General features: G+C 49.6%; 17 protein-coding genes. 12 read left to right on the plus strand and 5 right to left on the minus strand.

Annotated features, from left to right (window positions below; genetic code table 11):
• Positions 1-64: 64 nt before the first annotated feature.
• The 6 genes from lolA (at position 65) to dmsC (ending at position 7,589) form a co-directional block, all read left to right on the plus strand.
• A complete protein-coding gene (lolA, locus tag AACS80_RS01340) occupies positions 65-676 on the plus strand; it encodes an outer membrane lipoprotein chaperone LolA (RefSeq protein ID WP_001295343.1) in 612 nt (203 codons plus the stop codon).
• A 10-nt stretch (positions 677-686) separates the two neighbouring features.
• Positions 687-2,030, plus strand: a complete 1,344-nt coding sequence (rarA, locus tag AACS80_RS01345) for a replication-associated recombination protein RarA (protein WP_130205287.1) — start codon at positions 687-689, stop codon at positions 2,028-2,030.
• Positions 2,031-2,120: 90 nt separating this feature from the next.
• Positions 2,121-3,413, plus strand: coding sequence for a serine--tRNA ligase (serS, locus tag AACS80_RS01350; protein ID WP_000886683.1), 1,293 nt, complete (start codon positions 2,121-2,123; stop codon positions 3,411-3,413).
• A gap of 238 nt (positions 3,414-3,651) precedes the next feature.
• On the plus strand, positions 3,652-6,096 hold the full coding sequence (gene dmsA, locus AACS80_RS01355) for a dimethylsulfoxide reductase subunit A (RefSeq protein ID WP_130215687.1): 2,445 nt from the start codon (positions 3,652-3,654) through the stop codon (positions 6,094-6,096).
• A 10-nt stretch (positions 6,097-6,106) separates the two neighbouring features.
• The gene (gene dmsB, locus AACS80_RS01360) at positions 6,107-6,724 is read left to right on the plus strand and encodes a dimethylsulfoxide reductase iron-sulfur subunit DmsB (protein ID WP_000213094.1); all 618 of its coding nucleotides are present in this window, start codon (positions 6,107-6,109) and stop codon (positions 6,722-6,724) included.
• 1 nt (position 6,725) lies between these two features.
• Entirely contained in the window at positions 6,726-7,589 is an 864-nt protein-coding gene (gene dmsC / locus AACS80_RS01365; protein ID WP_130260771.1) for a dimethyl sulfoxide reductase anchor subunit DmsC, read from the plus strand.
• Positions 7,590-7,624: 35 nt separating this feature from the next.
• Here the strand turns inward: dmsC and ycaC are convergent, their stop codons facing one another.
• Complete coding sequence (gene ycaC, locus AACS80_RS01370; protein ID WP_012133028.1) at positions 7,625-8,251, minus strand: isochorismate family cysteine hydrolase YcaC; 627 nt, start codon at positions 8,249-8,251, stop codon at positions 7,625-7,627.
• Between the two features lie 314 nt (positions 8,252-8,565).
• On the opposite strand from ycaC, the gene AACS80_RS01375 reads away from it, so the two are divergent.
• Together AACS80_RS01375 and AACS80_RS01380 are read left to right on the plus strand one after the other, a co-directional pair.
• On the plus strand, positions 8,566-9,714 hold the full coding sequence (locus AACS80_RS01375; protein WP_131162337.1) for an MFS transporter: 1,149 nt from the start codon (positions 8,566-8,568) through the stop codon (positions 9,712-9,714).
• Between the two features lie 210 nt (positions 9,715-9,924).
• Positions 9,925-11,355 carry an APC family permease gene (locus tag AACS80_RS01380; RefSeq protein WP_138183628.1) on the plus strand — a complete coding sequence of 477 codons (1,431 nt, stop codon included), beginning with the start codon at positions 9,925-9,927 and terminating at the stop codon, positions 11,353-11,355.
• 78 nt (positions 11,356-11,433) lie between these two features.
• On the opposite strand, the gene pflA is transcribed toward AACS80_RS01380, so the two are convergent.
• The 4 genes from pflA to ycaO form a co-directional block, all read right to left on the minus strand.
• Complete coding sequence (pflA, locus tag AACS80_RS01385; protein ID WP_000111043.1) at positions 11,434-12,174, minus strand: pyruvate formate lyase 1-activating protein; 741 nt, start codon at positions 12,172-12,174, stop codon at positions 11,434-11,436.
• A gap of 191 nt (positions 12,175-12,365) precedes the next feature.
• Complete coding sequence (gene pflB / locus AACS80_RS01390; RefSeq protein ID WP_001292820.1) at positions 12,366-14,648, minus strand: formate C-acetyltransferase; 2,283 nt, start codon at positions 14,646-14,648, stop codon at positions 12,366-12,368.
• 54 nt (positions 14,649-14,702) lie between these two features.
• Positions 14,703-15,560 carry a formate transporter FocA gene (focA, locus tag AACS80_RS01395; RefSeq protein WP_000642546.1) on the minus strand — a complete coding sequence of 286 codons (858 nt, stop codon included), beginning with the start codon at positions 15,558-15,560 and terminating at the stop codon, positions 14,703-14,705.
• A 405-nt stretch (positions 15,561-15,965) separates the two neighbouring features.
• Complete coding sequence (gene ycaO, locus AACS80_RS01400; RefSeq protein WP_135409785.1) at positions 15,966-17,726, minus strand: 30S ribosomal protein S12 methylthiotransferase accessory factor YcaO; 1,761 nt, start codon at positions 17,724-17,726, stop codon at positions 15,966-15,968.
• Between the two features lie 129 nt (positions 17,727-17,855).
• Here ycaO and AACS80_RS01405 point away from each other — a divergent pair, with 129 nt between their 5' ends.
• From AACS80_RS01405 to ycaL, 4 genes are all read left to right on the plus strand, one after another.
• Positions 17,856-18,548 (plus strand): DUF421 domain-containing protein, encoded by a 693-nt coding sequence (locus tag AACS80_RS01405; protein WP_130205321.1) that lies wholly within the window; start codon positions 17,856-17,858, stop codon positions 18,546-18,548.
• A gap of 198 nt (positions 18,549-18,746) precedes the next feature.
• On the plus strand, positions 18,747-19,835 hold the full coding sequence (gene serC, locus AACS80_RS01410) for a 3-phosphoserine/phosphohydroxythreonine transaminase (protein WP_135409786.1): 1,089 nt from the start codon (positions 18,747-18,749) through the stop codon (positions 19,833-19,835).
• A gap of 71 nt (positions 19,836-19,906) precedes the next feature.
• Positions 19,907-21,190, plus strand: coding sequence for a 3-phosphoshikimate 1-carboxyvinyltransferase (gene aroA / locus AACS80_RS01415; protein ID WP_135409787.1), 1,284 nt, complete (start codon positions 19,907-19,909; stop codon positions 21,188-21,190).
• A gap of 164 nt (positions 21,191-21,354) precedes the next feature.
• A complete protein-coding gene (gene ycaL / locus AACS80_RS01420) occupies positions 21,355-22,119 on the plus strand; it encodes a metallopeptidase YcaL (protein WP_130205325.1) in 765 nt (254 codons plus the stop codon).
• Positions 22,120-22,138 lie beyond the last annotated feature (19 nt).

The raw sequence follows: 22,138 nt of genomic DNA on the forward strand, positions 1-22,138 counted from the left end.
ATTAGCCTGGAATAGAGAGTAGAGGGAACTCCCGATCGGGAGTGACGTAATTTGAGGAACAATGATGAAAAAAATTGCCATCACCTGTGCATTACTCTCAAGTTTAGTGGCGTCCAGTGTTTGGGCTGATGCCGCAAGCGATCTGAAAAGCCGTCTGGATAAAGTCAGCAGCTTCCACGCCAGCTTCACACAAAAAGTGACTGACGGTAGCGGCGCGGCGGTGCAGGAAGGTCAGGGCGATCTGTGGGTCAAACGCCCTAATTTGTTCAACTGGCATATGACTCAACCTGATGAAAGCATTCTGGTTTCTGATGGTAAAACACTGTGGTTCTATAACCCGTTTGTTGAACAGGCTACGGCGACCTGGCTGAAAGATGCCACCGGGAATACGCCATTTATGCTGATCGCACGTAACCAGTCCAGCGACTGGCAGCAGTACAACATCAAACAGAACGGCGATGATTTTGTCCTGACGCCGAAAGCCAGCAATGGCAATCTGAAGCAGTTCACTATTAACGTGGGCCGTGATGGCACCATCCATCAATTCAGCGCGGTGGAACAGGACGATCAACGCAGCAGTTATCAGCTGAAATCCCAGCAAAACGGTGCTGTGGATGCAGCGAAATTTACCTTCACCCCGCCGCAAGGCGTAACGGTAGATGATCAACGTAAGTAGAGGCACCTGAGTGAGCAATCTGTCGCTCGATTTTTCGGATAATACTTTTCAACCTCTGGCCGCACGTATGCGGCCAGAAAATTTAGCACAGTATATTGGCCAGCAACATTTGCTGGCTGCGGGGAAGCCGTTGCCGCGCGCTATCGAAGCCGGACATCTGCATTCCATGATCCTCTGGGGGCCGCCAGGTACCGGTAAAACTACCCTTGCCGAAGTGATCGCCCGCTATGCAAATGCTGATGTGGAACGTATTTCTGCTGTCACTTCTGGCGTGAAAGAAATTCGCGAAGCGATAGAGCGCGCGCGGCAAAACCGCAATGCCGGTCGCCGTACCATTTTGTTTGTCGATGAAGTGCATCGCTTTAATAAAAGCCAACAGGATGCGTTTCTGCCACACATTGAAGATGGCACCATCACGTTTATTGGTGCAACCACTGAAAACCCGTCGTTTGAGCTTAATTCGGCGCTGCTTTCCCGTGCTCGTGTCTATTTGCTCAAATCCCTGACCACCGAGGATATAGAGCAAGTACTGACTCAGGCGATGGAAGACAAAACCCGCGGCTACGGTGGGCAGGATATTGTTCTGCCAGATGAAACACGCCGCGCGATTGCTGAACTGGTGAATGGCGACGCGCGCCGGGCGTTAAATACGCTGGAAATGATGGCGGATATGGCCGAAGTCGATGACAGCGGCAAACGTGTCCTGAAGCCTGAGTTACTCACCGAAATTGCTGGTGAGCGTAGCGCTCGTTTTGATAACAAAGGTGATCGCTTTTACGATCTGATTTCCGCGCTGCATAAATCGGTACGCGGTAGCGCACCTGATGCGGCGCTGTACTGGTATGCGCGGATTATTACTGCGGGCGGTGATCCGTTATATGTCGCACGTCGCTGCCTGGCGATTGCTTCAGAAGATATCGGTAATGCCGATCCGCGGGCGATGCAGGTGGCGATTGCTGCCTGGGATTGCTTTACCCGCGTAGGTCCGGCAGAAGGTGAACGCGCCATTGCCCAGGCGATTGTTTATCTCGCTTGTGCGCCAAAAAGTAACGCTGTCTACACCGCGTTTAAAGCCGCGTTAGCTGATGCCCGTGAACGTCCGGATTATGACGTGCCGGTACACCTGCGTAATGCGCCAACCAAACTGATGAAGGAAATGGGCTACGGTCAGGAATATCGTTACGCCCACGATGAAGCAAACGCTTATGCTGCCGGTGAGGTTTACTTCCCGCCGGAAATAGCACAAACGCGCTATTATTTCCCGACAAACAGAGGCCTTGAAGGCAAGATTGGCGAAAAGCTCGCCTGGCTGGCTGAACAGGATCAAAATAGCCCCATAAAACGCTACCGTTAATGTTATCGTTGCGGTAATGTTGTTACTGTATCCCTGTGGTCGCAGGCTGTGGCCACATCTCCCATTTAATTCGATAAGCACAGGATAAGCATGCTCGATCCCAATCTGCTGCGTAATGAGCCAGACGCAGTCGCTGAAAAACTGGCACGCCGGGGCTTTAAGCTGGATGTAGATAAGCTGGGCGCTCTTGAAGAGCGTCGTAAAGTATTGCAGGTCAAAACGGAAAACCTGCAAGCAGAGCGTAACTCTCGATCGAAATCCATCGGCCAGGCGAAAGCGCGCGGGGAAGATATCGAGCCTTTACGTCTGGAAGTGAACAAACTGGGCGAAGAGCTGGATGCAGCAAAAGCCGAGCTGGATGCTTTACAGGCTGAAATTCGCGATATCGCGCTGACAATCCCTAACCTGCCTGCAGATGAAGTGCCGGTTGGTAAAGATGAAAATGACAACGTTGAAGTCAGCCGCTGGGGTACCCCGCGTGAATTTGACTTCGAAGTTCGTGACCACGTGACGCTGGGTGAAATGCACTCCGGCCTCGACTTTGCGGCAGCGGTTAAGCTGACAGGTTCGCGCTTTGTGGTGATGAAAGGGCAGATCGCTCGCATGCACCGCGCACTGTCGCAGTTTATGCTGGACCTGCACACCGAGCAGCATGGCTATAGCGAAAACTATGTCCCGTACCTGGTTAACCAGGATACGCTGTACGGTACGGGTCAGTTGCCGAAGTTTGCTGGCGATCTGTTCCATACTCGTCCGCTGGAAGAAGAAGCTGATACCAGTAACTACGCGCTGATCCCAACTGCAGAAGTTCCGCTGACCAACCTGGTTCGCGGTGAAATCATCGATGAAGATGATCTGCCGATCAAAATGACCGCTCATACCCCATGCTTCCGTTCTGAAGCCGGTTCTTATGGTCGTGATACCCGTGGTCTGATTCGTATGCACCAGTTCGACAAAGTTGAAATGGTTCAGATCGTGCGTCCGGAAGATTCAATGGCGGCACTTGAAGAGATGACTGGTCATGCGGAGAAAGTCCTGCAACTGCTGGGCCTGCCGTACCGCAAAATCATCCTTTGCACTGGCGACATGGGCTTTGGCGCTTGCAAAACTTACGACCTGGAAGTATGGATCCCGGCGCAGAATACCTACCGCGAGATCTCTTCCTGCTCCAACGTCTGGGATTTCCAGGCGCGTCGTATGCAGGCACGTTGCCGCAGTAAGTCTGACAAGAAAACCCGTCTGGTTCATACCCTGAACGGTTCTGGTCTGGCTGTTGGTCGTACGCTGGTTGCGGTAATGGAAAACTATCAGCAGGCTGATGGTCGTATTGAAGTACCAGAAGTTCTGCGCCCGTATATGAACGGACTGGAATATATCGGCTAATATCCAACTATTCTGAATCTAAAAAGCGCCTGAGGGCGCTTTTTTTATCTCCCTTTGATACCAAACAATAATTACAGCTGACTTAAGCGCAATACTACTTTCGAGTGAAAATCTACCTATCCCGTTGATTTTCAAATTATTCGATGTATACAAACCTATATAGCGCGCCGCTATGAAAATAATTACACAAGACGGTTTGTTACTGGAATCAATCGTAAGCAAGCTTGAGTGAGCCATTATGAAAACGAAAATTCCTGATGCGGTATTGGCTGCTGAGGTGAGTCGCCGTGGTTTGGTAAAAACGACAGCGATCGGCGGCCTGGCGATGGCCAGCAGCGCGTTAACATTACCCTTTAGCCGGATTGCGCACGCTGCTAATAGTGTCGCTCCGGCAAATTCAGACGAAAAGGTGATATGGAGCGCCTGTACTGTTAACTGTGGCAGCCGCTGTCCACTGCGTATGCATGTAGTGGACGGCGAAATCAAATATGTCGAAACGGATAATACCGGGGATGACAATTACGAAGGACTGCACCAGGTGCGCGCGTGCCTGCGTGGGCGTTCTATGCGTCGCCGCGTTTACAATCCCGACCGCCTGAAATATCCGATGAAACGAGTAGGTGCTCGTGGCGAAGGTAAGTTTGAGCGTATTAGTTGGGAAGAAGCCTACGATATCATCGCCACGAATATGCAGCGCCTGATAAAAGAGTACGGTAACGAATCCATCTATCTGAACTATGGTACCGGTACGCTGGGTGGCACCATGACCCGTTCCTGGCCGCCGGGAAATACTCTGGTAGCGCGTTTGATGAACTGCTGCGGCGGTTATCTGAACCATTATGGTGACTACTCCTCGGCGCAAATAGCCGAAGGTTTGAACTATACCTATGGCGGCTGGGCCGATGGCAACAGTCCGTCAGATATCGAAAATAGTAAACTGGTGGTGCTATTTGGTAACAACCCTGGCGAGACGCGTATGAGCGGCGGCGGGGTGACCTATTACCTGGAGCAGGCGCGGCAAAAATCAAATGCACGTATGATCATTATCGATCCGCGCTATACCGATACGGGCGCCGGACGCGAAGATGAATGGATCCCGATTCGTCCGGGAACAGATGCGGCACTGGTTAACGGTCTGGCGTATGTCATGATCACCGAAAACCTGGTTGATCAGGAATTCCTCGACAAATATTGTGTCGGCTACGACGAAAAAACGTTGCCTGCCAGCGCGCCGAAAAATGGTCACTACAAAGCGTATATTCTGGGTGATGGGCCAGACGGTGTTGCCAAAACACCGGAATGGGCCTCGCAAATTACCGGTATCCCGGCAGATAAAATCATCAAACTTGCTCGTGAAATCGGTAGCACCAAACCGGCATTTATCAGCCAGGGGTGGGGGCCGCAGCGCCATGCCAACGGTGAAATCGCCACGCGTGCCATTTCGATGCTGGCAATCCTCACCGGGAACGTCGGTATTAACGGTGGTAACAGCGGTGCGCGAGAAGGTTCATACAGCTTACCGTTTGTGCGGATGCCTACCCTGGAAAACCCGATTCAGACCAGCATTTCCATGTTTATGTGGACCGATGCCATTGAACGTGGCCCGGAAATGACGGCACTGCGTGACGGTGTGCGCGGGAAAGATAAGCTGGATGTTCCGATCAAGATGATCTGGAACTATGCCGGTAACTGCCTGATTAACCAGCATTCGGAAATCAACCGTACCCATGAAATCCTCCAGGATGATAAGAAGTGTGAGCTGATTGTGGTTATCGACTGCCACATGACCTCATCGGCGAAATATGCTGACATCCTGCTGCCGGACTGCACTGCCTCCGAACAGATGGACTTTGCGCTGGATGCATCCTGCGGGAATATGTCTTACGTCATTTTCAACGACCAGGTCATTAAACCGCGCTTTGAATGTAAGACTATCTATGAGATGACCAGCGAACTGGCAAAACGTCTTGGCGTCGAGCAACAGTTTACTGAAGGTCGTACCCAGGAAGAGTGGATGCGTCACCTGTATGCCCAGTCGCGCGAAGCGATTCCGGAACTGCCAACCTTTGAAGAGTTCCGCAAACAAGGGATCTTTAAAAAGCGCGATCCGCAAGGGCATCACGTTGCTTACAAAGCCTTCCGTGAAGATCCGCAGGCTAATCCATTGACCACGCCATCGGGCAAAATTGAGATCTATTCACAGGCGCTGGCTGACATTGCCGCCACCTGGGAATTGCCGGAAGGCGATGTGATCGATCCGCTGCCGATCTATACACCGGGCTTTGAAAGTTATCAGGATCCGCTCAACAAACAGTATCCGCTGCAGCTTACGGGGTTCCATTACAAATCTCGTGTTCACTCGACTTACGGTAACGTTGACGTGCTGAAAGCAGCTTGCCGTCAGGAAATGTGGATCAACCCACTTGATGCGCAAAAACGTGGTATCAGCAACGGCGATAAGGTGCGGATCTTTAACGATCGTGGTGAAGTCCATATTGAGGCGAAAGTGACGCCACGAATGATGCCGGGCGTGGTCGCATTGGGCGAAGGTGCCTGGTATGACCCGGATGCGAAACGTGTCGATAAGGGCGGTTGTATTAACGTACTGACCACTCAACGTCCGTCTCCTCTTGCCAAGGGGAATCCATCACATACGAACCTTGTTCAGGTTGAAAAGGTGTAAGGAGTAACCGATGACAACCCAGTATGGATTTTTTATTGATTCCAGCCGTTGCACCGGTTGCAAAACCTGCGAGCTGGCCTGTAAAGACTACAAAGATCTGACGCCGGAAGTTAGTTTCCGCCGCATTTATGAATATGCTGGTGGAGACTGGCAGGAAGATAACGGCGTCTGGCATCAAAACGTATTTGCCTACTATTTGTCGATTTCATGCAACCACTGCGAAGATCCGGCTTGTACCAAAGTCTGCCCAAGCGGTGCGATGCATAAACGTGAAGATGGTTTTGTCGTTGTCGATGAAGATGTGTGTATTGGCTGTCGTTACTGCCATATGGCCTGCCCGTATGGCGCACCGCAGTACAACGCAACCAAAGGTCATATGACCAAATGTGATGGTTGCTATGACCGCGTCGCAGAAGGTAAAAAACCGATCTGCGTCGAATCTTGCCCGCTACGGGCGCTGGATTTCGGACCTATCGACGAGCTGCGTAAAAAACACGGCGATCTGGCGGCTGTTGCGCCGTTGCCGCGTGCGCACTTCACCAAACCGAATATTGTGATTAAACCTAACGCCAATAGCCGCCCAACCGGGGATACCACTGGCTATCTGGCAAACCCGAAGGAGGTGTGAGATGGGAAGTGGATGGCATGAATGGCCGCTGATGATCTTCACGGTCTTCGGGCAATGTGTGGTGGGCGGTTTTATCGTTCTGGCTTTGGCACTGCTCAAAGGCGATCTGCGAGCAGAAGCCCAGCAGCGTGTTATCGCCTGCATGTTTGGCTTATGGGTTCTGATGGGCATTGGGTTTATCGCCTCTATGCTCCATCTTGGCTCACCAATGCGCGCCTTTAACTCGCTTAACCGGGTAGGGGCTTCAGCTCTGAGTAACGAAATCGCCAGCGGTTCGATCTTTTTTGCCGTAGGCGGAATTGGCTGGTTGTTGGCGATGCTGAAAAAATTGTCACCGGCATTACGCACGCTTTGGCTGGTGGTGACGATGGTTCTCGGCGTGGTCTTTGTCTGGATGATGGTGCGTGTCTATAACAGCATCGATACCGTACCGACCTGGTACAGCATCTGGACGCCGATGGGCTTCTTCCTGACCATGTTTATGGGCGGCCCGTTGCTGGGTTACCTGTTGCTGAGTCTTGCTGGCGTTGATGGCTGGGCGATGCGTCTGCTGCCTGCAATTTCTGTGTTGGCACTGGTGGTGAGTGGCGTGATGTCAGTAATGCAGGGCGCAGAACTGGCGACCATTCATAGTTCAGTGCAACAGGCTGCCGCACTGGTGCCTGACTACGGTGCGCTGATGTCCTGGCGGATTGTGCTTTTGGCCGTGGCACTGTGCTTGTGGATTGCACCGCAGGTGAAAGGCTTTCAGCCTGCGGTGCCTCTGCTTTCCGTATCATTCATCCTGCTTCTTGCAGGGGAATTAATCGGCCGCGGGGTATTCTACGGTTTGCATATGACCGTTGGCATGGCCGTTGCCAGTTAAGGTGTAATAACCGGGGTTTCGGCCCCGGTTATCTCTTATTTCTGTTTCGTTAACGTGTCATAACTGGTCATCAAATTACGATAATCAGGAATGTGGTTAGAGAACAACGTCGCCAGCCCCTCAATATCGTTACGCCAGTCGCGGTGCAACTCACAAGCCACGCCGAACCATGTCATCAATTGAGCGCCAGCTTGTGACATACGATCCCATGCTGAATGCCGGGTAATCTCGTTAAAGGTTCCAGAAGCGTCGGTTACCACAAAGACATCAAACCCTTCTTCAATAGCCGAAAGCGCCGGGAATGCTACGCAAACCTCGGTTACCACCCCTGCAATAATCAGTTGTTTTTTACCTGTCGCTTTAACTGCTTTGACAAAATCTTCGTTATCCCAGGCGTTAATATTTCCAGGACGCGCAATATAAGGCGCATCCGGAAACTGTGCTTTCAGCTCGGGGACTAATGGGCCGTTAGGGCCGGTTTCAAAACTGGTGGTGAGAATGGTGGGGAGATTGAAATATTTTGCTAAGTCACCCAGCGCCAGCACGTTATTTTTGAATTTGTCGGGGTCAATATCCCGCACAAGGGAAAGCAAACCAGCCTGGTGATCAACTAACAAAACAGCAGCATCATTTTTATCGAGACGAACATACGGTTTGGTCATTCTCTTCTCCTTTCGAGAGTCAGTGATACGCCTGAAAGCGTTCAGGCGCGATGCGTTGCCTTGAAAGCATAGACGGGAAATCTTAGTTTGCTGTGACCATGAAATTTTTCGACTGAACGAAGCGCATGATGTTTGTGTTAGATCAATAAAAACAAGTAGATGAGATTAATTGTCTTTTTATTATTAGTGTTATGAATGAGTAATATCAATCGATAATACAGCCGCTGCGTTATGGGGGTATTTTACCCCATTGACAATGTTTTTAGCGGTGGCATGATGCGCATAAAATTTGAACTTCCTCACGGTTTTTATCCATGTCCACGTATACCCGGCCTGTCATGCTTTTGCTGTCTGGCCTGCTTTTGTTGACCTTAGCGATCGCAGTGTTAAATACACTCGTGCCGCTATGGCTCGCCCAGGAGCACTTGCCCACATGGCAGGTCGGCGTCGTCAGTTCGTCCTATTTTACCGGCAATCTGGTGGGGACTTTACTGACAGGGTATGTCATTAAACGTTTTGGATTTAATCGTAGCTATTACATGGCCTCGTTTATTTTTGCGGCGGGCTGTGCCGGGCTTGGCCTGATGATTGGTTTCTGGAGCTGGCTTGCCTGGCGTTTTGTCGCAGGCGTTGGTTGCGCCATGATTTGGGTTGTGGTCGAAAGTGCGCTGATGTGCAGCGGGACCTCACGTAATCGTGGACGACTACTTGCCGCTTATATGATGGTCTATTACGTGGGGACGTTTCTGGGCCAGTTGCTGGTCAGCAAAGTGTCGACTGAGCTGATGGCCGTGTTACCGTGGGCAACGGGTTTGATACTGGCAGGCATCTTACCGTTGTTGTTTACTCGTATTCTGAATCAGCAAACGGAAAAACATCCGGCTACGCCGATTACATCAATGCTTAAACTCCGCCAGGCACGGCTTGGGGTCAATGGCTGCATTATCTCCGGGATTGTCCTGGGCTCTCTGTATGGTCTGATGCCATTATATCTTAACCATCAGGGGATCAATAACGCCAGCATCGGTTTCTGGATGGCTGTACTGGTCAGCGCAGGAATCCTTGGGCAGTGGCCTATTGGGCGTCTGGCGGATAAATTTGGTCGTCTACTGGTACTGCGCGTTCAGGTTTTTGTTGTCATTCTTGGTAGTATTGCAATGTTAAGCCAGGCTGCGATGGCGCCTTCATTGTTTATTCTCGGTGCTGCGGGGTTTACGCTGTATCCAGTAGCGATGGCCTGGGCTTGTGAGAAGGTTGAACATCATCAACTGGTGGCGATGAATCAGGCTTTACTGTTGAGTTATACAGTCGGTAGTCTGCTTGGTCCGTCTTTTACCGCCATACTGATGCAGAATTTTTCCGATAAACTGTTATTTATTATGATTGCCAGTGTGTCATTTATCTACTTGTTGATGCTGCTGCGTAACGCCGGTCATACACCCAAACCTGTCGCTCATGTGTAAATGAATTAGTGCAGAGTGTGAACATGCTGTATCGCACTCTGTTTTTTTTGTTTCCTCTATACAACTTGCTTTTACCAAATTTCATTTATGGAAAAATAAATTGTGCAGCAGGTTATAATTTTTCATTCCGCTATTTTCGTACTTCTTATTAGCCGCGCATAATCCCTCGTTTTACAGATATCTATTAAAAAAATAGCGAAGGATCGAACTATGGCTGGGAACGTTCAGGAAAAACAGTTGCGCTGGTACAACATTGCACTGATGTCTTTTATTACGGTTTGGGGATTTGGCAATGTTGTTAATAATTATGCCAACCAGGGGTTGGTCGTTGTGTTTTCATGGCTGTTTATATTTGCGCTCTATTTTACACCATATGCATTGATTGTCGGTCAGTTGGGGTCGACTTTTAAAGATGGGAAAGGCGGAGTCAGTACCTGGATTAAGCACACAATGGGCCCCGGATTGGCTTATCTTGCCGCGTGGACCTATTGGGTGGTGCATATACCCTATTTGGCACAAAAACCACAGGCCATTCTGATTGCGCTCGGCTGGGCGATGAAAGGTGACGGTTCGTTAATCAAAGAATATTCAGTCGTAGCGTTACAGGGGTTAACGCTGGTGCTGTTTGTCTTCTTTATGTGGATCGCTTCACGTGGTATGAAATCGCTGAAAATCGTCGGTTCTGTGGCAGGGATTGCGATGTTTATCATGTCGCTCCTGTATGTGGCGATGGCAGTAACCGCGCCTGCGATTACTGAAGTGCATATTGCGACCACGAACATTACCTGGGAAACGTTCATTCCCCATATCGATTTTACCTACATTACCACTATTTCAATGCTGGTTTTCGCGGTTGGTGGTGCAGAGAAGATTTCTCCCTACGTTAATCAGACGCGCAACCCAGGAAAAGAATTTCCAAAAGGGATGCTATGCCTGGCGGTGATGGTTGCAGTTTGTGCCATTCTGGGCTCTCTCGCAATGGGGATGATGTTTGACTCGCGTAATATTCCTGATGACTTAATGACTAACGGTCAGTATTACGCTTTTCAGAAGCTGGGCGAGTATTACAACATGGGGAATACCCTAATGGTGATTTACGCCATTGCAAATACCCTGGGACAGGTCGCTGCTCTGGTGTTCTCCATCGATGCTCCTCTGAAAGTGTTATTAGGTGACGCGGATAGTAAATATATTCCTGCCAGATTGTGCCGGACCAATGATTCAGGTACACCGGTTAATGGTTATCTACTGACCCTGGTGCTGGTGGCGATTCTGATTATGCTGCCAACACTGGGTATTGGTGACATGAATAATCTCTACAAATGGCTGCTCAATTTGAACTCAGTAGTGATGCCACTGCGTTATTTGTGGGTGTTCGTGGCGTTTATTGCAGTAGTTCACCTGGCGCAGAAATATAAGCCGGAATATGTCTTTATTCGTAATAAGTCTCTGGCGATGACTGTCGGGATTTGGTGTTTTGCCTTTACTGCTTTTGCCTGTTTGACGGGGATCTTCCCGAAAATGGAAGCCTTCACTGCAGAGTGGACCTTCCAACTAGCGCTGAATATCGCTACACCATTTGTGCTGGTGGGGTTGGGGTTGATATTCCCGCTATTGGCTCGTAAAGCGAATACGAACTAATCATTGTGGTTAGTTCTGCAGAATGAAGCGCGGAATAACAAAGCGGCAACTCAATAAAGTTGCCGCTTTATGGGGAAATTAGAACATTACTTTATGACCATATTGCTCAAGAATACCTTTCACGCGTTCCATGGTCTCTTTCTTCGGTGGTTTCACACCATCGAGTTTGTACTCTTCACCCATCGCCACCCATTTGTGTTTGCCCAGCTCGTGATAGGGGAGAAGCTCGATTTTCTCAACGTTGCCCATATCACGGGTAAATTCACCGAGGCGATGCGCTGAATCGTCATCGTCAGACCAGCCTGGGACAACAACGTAGCGGATCCAGACTTTCACATTTTTGTTCGCCAGATATTTGGCGAACTCCAGCGTACGATGATTGGAAACGCCGACCAGATTCTGGTGGATCTCGTCGTTCATCTGTTTGAGATCGAGCATTACCAGATCGGTCACTTCCAGCAGTTCATCAATCACTGGATCGTAACGACGAACAAAACCGTTGGTGTCCAGGCAGGTATGAATGCCTTCTTTTTTGCAGGCGCGGAACCAGTCACGAACAAATTCAGCTTGCAGGATTGCTTCACCGCCGGATGCGGTAACGCCACCGCCTGAAGCATTCATAAAGTGGCGATAGGTCACCACCTCTTTCATTAAATCTTCAACGGTAACTTCTTTGCCGCCATGCGTGTCCCAGGTGTCGCGGTTATGGCAATACAGGCAGCGCATCAGGCAGCCCTGGAAAAAGGTGATAAAGCGAATACCCGGGCCGTCTACGGTTCCACAGGATTCAAAGGAGTGAATGCGACCAATAACTGACATTGCGGTGTTTCTCCAGATGTGGCCCATCTGAGGCCGTGTTGGTGCGCAGCTCGAAGGCTACGTCGAGTCTGTTTTGGCAGTTACCTTAAAGTATAGATAGCTGACAAAAAAGGCTCTCTTGCTAAAAAAGGCCCCACTTTCGTGGAGCCTTTATTGTACGCTTTTTACTGTACGATTTCAGTCAAATCTAATTACATAGATTGAGTGAAGGTACGAGTAATAACGTCCTGCTGCTGCTCTTTAGTCAGCGAGTTGAAACGTACTGCGTAGCCAGATACACGGATGGTCAGCTGCGGATATTTTTCCGGGTTTTCCATCGCGTCGAGCAGCATTTCACGGTTCATCACGTTAACGTTCAGGTGCTGACCACCTTCGATGGACGCTTCGTGGTGGAAGTAACCATCCATCAGACCAGCCAGGTTGGTCTTACGAACTTCGTCGTCTTTACCCAGTGCGTTCGGAACGATAGAGAAGGTGTAAGAGATACCATCTTTAGCGTAAGCGAACGGCAGTTTAGCAACGGAAGTCAGGGAAGCTACAGCACCTTTCTGGTCACGGCCGTGCATCGGGTTAGCACCCGGTCCGAACGGCGCGCCAGCACGACGACCGTCTGGGGTGTTACCGGTTTTCTTACCATACACAACGTTAGAAGTGATGGTCAGAACAGACTGAGTCGGGATAGCGTCACGGTAGGTGTGCAGTTTCTGAATTTTCTTCATGAAACGTTCTACCAGGTCAACAGCCAGGTCATCTACACGCGGATCGTTGTTACCAAACTGCGGGTATTCGCCTTCGATTTCGAAGTCGATAGCCAGACCGTCTTCGTCACGAATCGGTTTAACTTTCGCATATTTGATTGCAGACAGGGAGTCAGCAGCAACGGACAGACCAGCGATACCACACGCCATGGTGCGGATAACGTCACGGTCGTGCAGCGCCATCAGAGAGGCTTCGTAGCTGTACTTGTCGTGCATGTAGTGGATGATGTTCAGTGCAGTGATGTACTGTTTAGCCAGCCAGTCCATGAAGTGATCCATGCGCTCCATCACTTCATCGTAGTTCAGGAGGTCGCCTTTGATCGGTTCAGACTTCGGACCAACCTGCATTTTCAGTTTTTCGTCAACGCCGCCGTTGATTGCGTACAGCATGGTTTTCGCCAGGTTTGCACGCGCACCGAAGAACTGCATTTGTTTACCAACGATCATCGGGCTTACGCAGCAAGCGATAGCGTAGTCATCGTTGTTGAAGTCCGGACGCATCAGGTCATCATTCTCGTACTGCAGAGAAGAGGTGTCGATGGACACTTTAGCGGCGAATTTCTTGAAGTTCAGCGGCAGTTTTTCAGACCACAGAATGGTCATGTTCGGTTCCGGAGACGGACCCATGGTGTACAGGGTGTTCAGGAAACGGAAGCTGTTTTTGGTAACCAGGGTACGACCGTCGAGGCCCATACCACCGATAGATTCGGTTGCCCAGATCGGGTCGCCAGAGAACAGTTCATCGTACTCCGGAGTACGCAGGAAGCGAACCATACGCAGTTTCATGACCAGGTGGTCAACCATTTCCTGCGCTTCTTGTTCGGTGATCTTGCCAGCTTTCAGGTCACGTTCGATGTACACATCCAGGAAGGTGGAGGTACGACCGAAGGACATTGCAGCACCGTTCTGAGACTTAACAGCAGCCAGGTAGCCGAAGTAAGTCCACTGGATAGCTTCCTGAGCGTTGGTAGCCGGACCAGAAATGTCGTAGCCGTATTTCGCAGCCATTTCTTTCATCTGACCCAGAGCGCGGTGCTGTTCAGCGATTTCTTCGCGCAGACGGATAGTCTGTTCCAGGTTTACGCCGTTTTCCAGATCAGCCTGCAGAGAGGTGAACTGTGCCAGTTTGTCTTTCATCAGGTAGTCGATACCGTACAGCGCAACGCGACGGTAGTCACCGATGATACGACCACGGCCATATGCATCTGGCAGACCGGTCAGAACACCAGATTTACGGCAACGCAGGATGTCCGGAGTGTAAACGTCGAACACGCCCTGGTTGTGAGTTTTACGGTATTCAGTGAAGATTTTTTTGATCATCGGATCCAGTTCGCGGTTGTACGCTTTGCAGGAACCTTCAATCATTTTGATACCACCGAACGGGATAAGAGCACGTTTCAGCGGAGCTTCAGTCTGCAGACCAACGATTTTCTCAAGCTGCTTGTTGATGTAGCCAGCGTCGTGAGAGGTGATGGTGGAAGCAACAGCGGTGTCAAAGTCAACTGGCGCGTGAGTGCGGTTTTCCAGTTTAACGCCTTCCATTACTTTGTCCCACAGGGTGGTGGTCGCTTCAGTAGCGCCAGCCAGGAAGGACTCGTCACCCTCGTACGGAGTGTAGTTTTTCTGAATGAAGTCACGGACGTTTACTTCATTCTGCCAGTCACCTTTGGTAAAACCTTCCCAGGCTGTGGCTAACTTTTCATTAAGCTCGGACATGTAACACCTACCTTCTTAAGTGGATTTTTTATTTACTACGTACTTCGACAACCATTAATGGTGATCGTTTTCACGCAGGTAAATGACCCAGTATGTCAACCCAACCAACAAACCACCGCCGATAATATTACCGATCGTAACCGGAATCAGGTTATCAGTGATGAAGTTCATCACGGTCAGGTGAGAAAAATTTTCCGGTGCAGAACCGACAGCGGTCCAGAATTCCGGAGATGCGAAGTCGCGGATTACAATACCCATCGGGATCATAAACATGTTTGCGATACTGTGCTCAAAACCGCTGGCAACAAACATCGCGACCGGCAGCACCATGATAAACGCTTTGTCCATCAGGCTGCGGCCAGAATAACTCATCCATACTGCCAGACATACCATCAGGTTTGCCAGGATACCAAGACAGACGGCCTCAATAAAAGTATGGTGCACTTTGTGGTCGGCGGTTTGTAGGACGTTTAGTCCCCATTGACCATTCGCGGTCATATATTCGCCAGAAAGCCACATTAAAAGTACAAACAGCAGTGCGCCGACCAGGTTGCCAAAATAGACATTTAGCCAGTTTTTCGCCAACTGGCCCCAGGTGATGCGCCCACTCGCCTTGGCAACAACAATCAACACTGTGGAAGTAAAGAGATCGGCTCCGCAGACAACACAAAGAATCAGCCCCAGAGAGAAGCAAATGCCGCCAACCAGTTTTGCCATGCCGAAGGGCATTGTGCCTGTGCCAGTGGTTGCTGTGATATAGAAGACGAATGCGATTGAGATGAAAACACCGGCAGTAATCGCCAGATAGAAAGTCTTAAGCGGATGTTTCGTTGCTTTATAGACACCTGCCTCTTCGGCCACTTTGGCCATTGCAGCAGGAAGTAAAAGATCAAAAGGGTTGTCAGCTTTCACACTAACTCTCTCTTTATTAAGTCGGCGACGAGATACTAACAAAGCATTATAGATGAGAAATTGATATAGATCATATCTCGCCTGGCTTATAGGCCCGTAACTCGCATGGTTTTTATGCAAATACGGAGTAACTATTTGATTATCCAAATAAAAATAAATTTTAAAAATTAACAAATGAGTTGAATTTTTTCCGTATCCTCCGCTAAAACAGTTAATTAAAAGGGAGCACCAGGCGAATAAAGTAACAATATCGATCGTATTTATTAAATACAAATTACCGATATTTAACCTTATAATTACAATTATTTTATTAATGCAAATATATGTAAAGCGGGGCATTAAAAAAACGCCCCGTAATATAACTCAGACGAATCATTAAGCCTACATTGCGTAGGCTATTTGATTTTATTTTGCCCAGAATGCTGCTTTGGCGCGCTGCAGCTTTTCGTAGGCCTTCAACAATGACTGATGTGCAGCAAACGCGTGCAGATCGCTATCTACTGGTTGCAAGCCATAAAACGCCGCTTCGCCGCTCATTGCCGCACTGGCGGCTTCTACGGCATCTGCGCCGTACATGCGAACAAACGCATTCAGATATTGCAGTGGCTGGCGATCTTCTTCCTGTGCCAGTAATAACAACGTTTGCAGGCAACGATAATAGTTGGCGCGTTCAGGGCTGAACACCGATGAATTAAATTCCATCGTCCATTCGGTCCAGACCAGAGCCTGTTCCATATCGCCGCCAGCCAGTGCCAGCATGGCTTTCAGCTCACCGATACGCAGGGTATACCAGCCATTATCTGGCCCGGTCGCCAGACCCAGCAGCTCACGCACGCGGGTAAAGTCATCAAAACCTTCTTCATCCAGTTGCTCAATGAGGTTCAGATAATCTTCTTTTTCCCACTCACTACCGGGCAGTGACAGAATTGTTTCCCGTAAATGGCTGCCCATACCGTTATTTGCCAGCCATAAATCTTCAGCCGGATAAATATCGGACATGCCAGGCACGATAATTCGGCAAGCGTAGACACCCAGATGCTCGTAATCGGCAATATAAACTTCTTTATCTTCCTTCTTGAAGATAGCCATCAGCGTGGCGAACTCCTCTTCAGTGGTGCCGGAGAAATTCCAGTCTACAAACGGATAATCGGCATCCTGTTTGAACAGGTCCCAGGAGATTAATCCGCTGGAGTCGATAAAGTGCGTTTCGAGGTTGGTATGCTCAGCGACTTCTTCATCATCGAAGGTTGGTGGAGTAAATACATCCAGGTCTTTCAGACCGCGACCTTGCAGCAGCTCGGTCACGGTACGTTCCAGTGCAACGCCAAAATCAGGATGCGCACCGAATGAGGCAAAGCAGGTGCCGTTAGCAGGATTAAACAGTACCACGCAAATCACCGGATATTGACCGCCAAGCGAACCATCATAAGCAAAGATTGGGAAACCTTCTGCTTCCAGTGTTTCGATGGCTTCAACCACCGCTGGGTAACGCGCCAGCACGTCTGCTGGGATCTCTGGCAGGCTGATGCTTTCAGCAATAATGCGGTTTTTCACGTAGCGTTCGAAAACTTCGGACAACCCCTGAACGCGTGCTTCGTTGCGGGTATTACCTGCGGACATACCGTTAGAGACGTACAGGTTACCAATGATATTCATCGGAATATAAACGGTCTGATTGTCGGACTGACGTGTAAACGGCAGGCCGCAAATACCACGATCTTCGTTACCGGATTGCAGGTCAATCAGCATACTGCCGGTCAGTTCATTTTCCGGATCGTAAAACGCGCGCAGACGATCATCGAGCAGCCCTTCTGGCACATCGTCATTTTCGGTCAGCGGGAACCATTTTTCGTTGGGATAATGCACGAACGGACCGTTGGCAATGGTTTCGCCCAGCCAGAAGTCCGCAAAAAAGTAGTTGGTAGACAGACGCTCGAAATATTCACCGAGGGCAGAAGCCAGCGCCGCTTTTTTGGTTGCGCCTTTGCCGTTGGTAAAACACAGGGCGCACTCTTTGTCGCGAATGTGCACGGACCAGACGTTCGGTACCGGATTCAGCCAGGAGGCCTCTTCAATCTGAAAACCGAGGTCGGAGAGTTTTTGCTGGAAGCGAGCGATGGAATCTTCCAGTGCGGCATCTTTGCCGGGGATAAATGTTTGCGTCATGAAAATCACTTTAGTCGTACGGAAAGCGCGCAATAATACGGGTTTTATCTCAAAGGTGCTATCACCGCCGCCACGCTGATGAACTGTTAGCTATGCTTTTAGCGGATAAACTACGATAAGAGCATAAAAATGAAGGCGTTCGATCTCCACCGTATGGCATTCGATAAAGTGCCTTTTGATTTTCTTGGCGAAGTTGCACTACGTAGTCTCTATACCTTTGTGTTGGTCTTTTTGTTCCTCAAAATGACAGGAAGACGCGGCGTGCGGCAAATGTCGCTATTTGAAGTATTAATCATTCTGACGCTGGGGTCGGCGGCGGGGGATGTGGCGTTTTATGACGATGTGCCGATGGTCCCGGTGCTTATTGTCTTTATTACCCTGGCGTTGTTATACCGCCTGGTGATGTGGTTGATGGCGCACAGTGAAAAACTGGAAGATTTGCTGGAAGGTAAACCGGTTGTCATTATTGAAGATGGTGAGCTGGCCTGGTCGAAACTCAATAACTCCAACATGACGGAATTTGAGTTCTTTATGGAACTACGGTTGCGTGGCGTGGAACAACTGGGGCAGGTACGTTTGGCTATTCTCGAAACCAACGGGCAAATTAGCGTCTATTTCTTTGAAAATGACAAAGTAAAACCAGGCTTACTTATTTTACCCAGTGACTGTACTCAGCGTTACAAAGTGGTGCCGGAGTCGGCGGACTATGCATGCATCCGTTGCAGTGAAATCATTCATATGAACGCGGGGGAAAAACAATTATGTCCGCGCTGTGCAAATCCAGAATGGACGAAGGCAAGTCGGGCAAAACGGGTGACCTGACAGTAAAAACATCGGCTTTTTGCTAATAATCCGAGAGATTCTTTTGTGTGATGCAAGCCACATTTTTGCCCTCAACGGTTTTACTCATTGCGATGTGTGTCACTGAATGATAAAACCGATAGCCACAGGAATAATGTATTACCTGTGGTCGCAATCGATTGACCGCGGGTTAATAGCAACGCAACGTGGTGAGGGGAAATGGCTCAAATCTTCAATTTTAGTTCTGGTCCGGCAATGCTACCGGCAGAGGTGCTTAAACAGGCTCAACAGGAACTGCGCGACTGGAACGGTCTTGGTACGTCGGTGATGGAAGTGAGTCACCGTGGCAAAGAGTTCATTCAGGTTGCAGAGGAAGCCGAGAAGGATTTTCGTGATCTTCTTAATATCCCCTCCAACTACAAAGTATTGTTCTGCCACGGCGGCGGTCGTGGTCAATTTGCTGCTGTACCGCTGAATATTCTTGGTGATAAAACCGCCGCAGATTATGTTGATGCCGGTTACTGGGCGGCAAGTGCCATTAAAGAAGCGAAAAAATACTGCACGCCTAATGTCTTTGACGCCAAAGTGACTGTTGATGGTCTTCGTGCGGTTAAGCCAATGCGTGAATGGCAGCTCTCTGATAATGCTGCTTATATGCATTACTGCCCGAATGAAACCATTGATGGTATCGCCATCGACGAAACGCCAGACTTCGGCAAAGATGTGGTGGTCGCTGCCGACTTCTCTTCAACCATTCTTTCCCGTCCGATTGACGTCAGCCGTTATGGCGTAATTTACGCTGGCGCGCAGAAAAATATCGGCCCGGCTGGCCTGACAATCGTCATCGTTCGTGAAGATTTGCTGGGCAAAGCGAATATCGCTTGTCCGTCGATTCTGGATTATTCCATCCTCAACGATAACGACTCCATGTTTAACACGCCGCCAACGTTTGCCTGGTATCTGTCTGGTCTGGTCTTCAAATGGCTGAAAGCGAACGGCGGTGTGGTTGCAATGGATAAGATCAATCAGCAAAAAGCAGAACTGCTGTATGGGGTGATTGATAACAGCGATTTCTACCGCAATGATGTGGCGAAAGCTAACCGTTCGCGGATGAACGTGCCGTTCCAGTTGGCGGATAGCGCGCTTGATAAATTGTTCCTCGAAGAGTCTTTCGCTGCGGGCTTACATGCGCTGAAAGGTCACCGTGTGGTCGGCGGAATGCGTGCTTCTATTTATAACGCCATGCCGCTGGAAGGCGTTAAAGCACTGACAGACTTCATGGTTGAGTTCGAACGTCGTCACGGCTAATGCCGACATTTTGCGTAATCCCCACAGCCAGACTGTGGGGGTTTTTATTTCTGTTGTAGAGAGTTGAGTTCATGGAATCCCTGACGTTGCACCCCATCGCCCGTGTCGATGGCACTATTAATCTGCCCGGTTCCAAGAGCGTTTCTAACCGCGCTTTATTGCTGGCGGCATTAGCACACGGCAAAACAGTATTAACTAATCTGCTTGATAGCGATGACGTGCGCCATATGCTGAATGCATTAACGGCGTTAGGGGTAAGTTACACGCTTTCAGCCGATCGTACGCGTTGCGAAATCATCGGTAACGGCGGTCCATTACACGCAGAAAGCGCGCTGGAGTTGTTTCTTGGAAACGCCGGAACGGCTATGCGTCCGCTGGCGGCGGCACTTTGTCTGGGAAACAATGATATTGTCCTGACTGGTGAGCCGCGTATGAAAGAACGCCCGATTGGTCATCTGGTGGATGCGTTGCGCCAGGGCGGAGCGAAAATCACTTACCTGGAACAAGATAATTATCCACCGTTGCGTTTACAGGGCGGTTTTACTGGCGGCAACGTTGACGTTGATGGCTCCGTTTCCAGCCAGTTCCTCACCGCACTGTTAATGACTGCGCCTCTTGCGCCGAAAGATACAGTTATTCGTATTAAAGGTGATCTGGTTTCTAAACCTTATATCGATATCACGCTCAACCTGATGAAAACGTTTGGTGTTGAGATTGAAAATCAGCACTATCAACAATTTGTCGTAAAAGGGGGGCAGTCTTATCAGTCTCCGGGTACTTATTTGGTCGAAGGAGATGCATCTTCAGCTTCTTACTTCCTGGCAGCAGCAGCAATCAAAGGCGGCACGGTAAAAGTGACCGGCATTGGACGCAACAGTATGCAGGGCGATATTCGATTTGCTGATGTACTGGAAAAAATGGGGGCGACCATTAGCTGGGGCGATGATTATATTGCCTGCACGCGTGGCGAACTGAACGCCATCGATATGGATATGAACCATATTCCCGATGCGGCGATGACCATTGCCACCGCGGCGTTATTTGCAAAAGGCACCACCACGCTGCGCAATATCTATAACTGGCGTGTTAAAGAGACTGATCGCCTGTTTGCGATGGCAACAGAACTGCGTAAAGTCGGTGCGGAAGTAGAAGAGGGGCACGATTTCATTCGCATCACTCCACCGGAAAAACTGAACTTTGCCGAGATCGCGACATACAATGATCACCGGATGGCGATGTGTTTCTCGCTGGTGGCATTGTCAGATACGCCAGTGACGATTCTTGACCCCAAATGTACGGCTAAAACCTTCCCGGATTACTTCGAACAACTGGCGCGGATAAGCCAACCAGCTTGAATAACGGGCGATAAATAGACAAATATTTCTTTCTAAAAGCGTCGGCACATTGCCGGCGTTTTTTTTCGGACCTTGTGAGTCATTTTGAACAGTGGTAACGTCGATTATCAATGTAACTTATTGATACATAATATTTATATATGATTAATCAACGGATGATTCACATGAAGAATACTAAATTACTGCTGGCGATTGCGACTTCTGCAGCACTACTGACAGGGTGTCAAAATACGCACGGTATTGATACCAATATGGCTATCAGCTCCGGTTTAAATGCCTATAAAGCTGCAACGTTAAGCGACGCCGATGCAAAAGCCATTGCCAATCAGGGCTGTACCGAAATGGACAGCGGCAATCAAGTTGCAAGCAAATCCAGCAAGTACGGTAAACGTCTGGCAAAAATCGCCAAAGCATTGGGTAACAACATTAACGGTACGCCGGTCAACTATAAGGTTTATATGACCAGCGACGTTAACGCATGGGCGATGGCAAACGGCTGTGTCCGTGTCTACAGTGGCCTGATGGACATGATGAACGACAACGAAATTGAAGGCGTTCTGGGTCATGAACTGGGACACGTTGCATTGGGTCACTCACTGGCTGAAATGAAAGCCTCTTATGCGATCGTTGCCGCACGTGATGCAATTTCCGCCACCAGCGGTGTTGCTTCCCAGCTTTCTCGCTCGCAACTGGGCGATATCGCAGAAGGCGCTATCAATGCTAAGTACTCCCGCGATAAAGAGTCTGAAGCAGATGATTTCTCCTTTGATCTGCTGAAGAAACGTGGCATTAACACCCAGGGACTGGTCGGTAGCTTTGAAAAACTGGCCAGCCTGGATGGCGGTCGTACTCAGTCTATGTTTGACTCTCATCCACCATCAGCAGAGCGTGCACAGCACATCCGCGATCGTATCGCCTCCGGTAAGTAAATCATTGTCATCTTTCGGG

The sequence above is a fragment of the Escherichia sp. E4385 genome, from assembly GCF_963883145.1.
Lineage (GTDB): Bacteria > Pseudomonadota > Gammaproteobacteria > Enterobacterales > Enterobacteriaceae > Escherichia.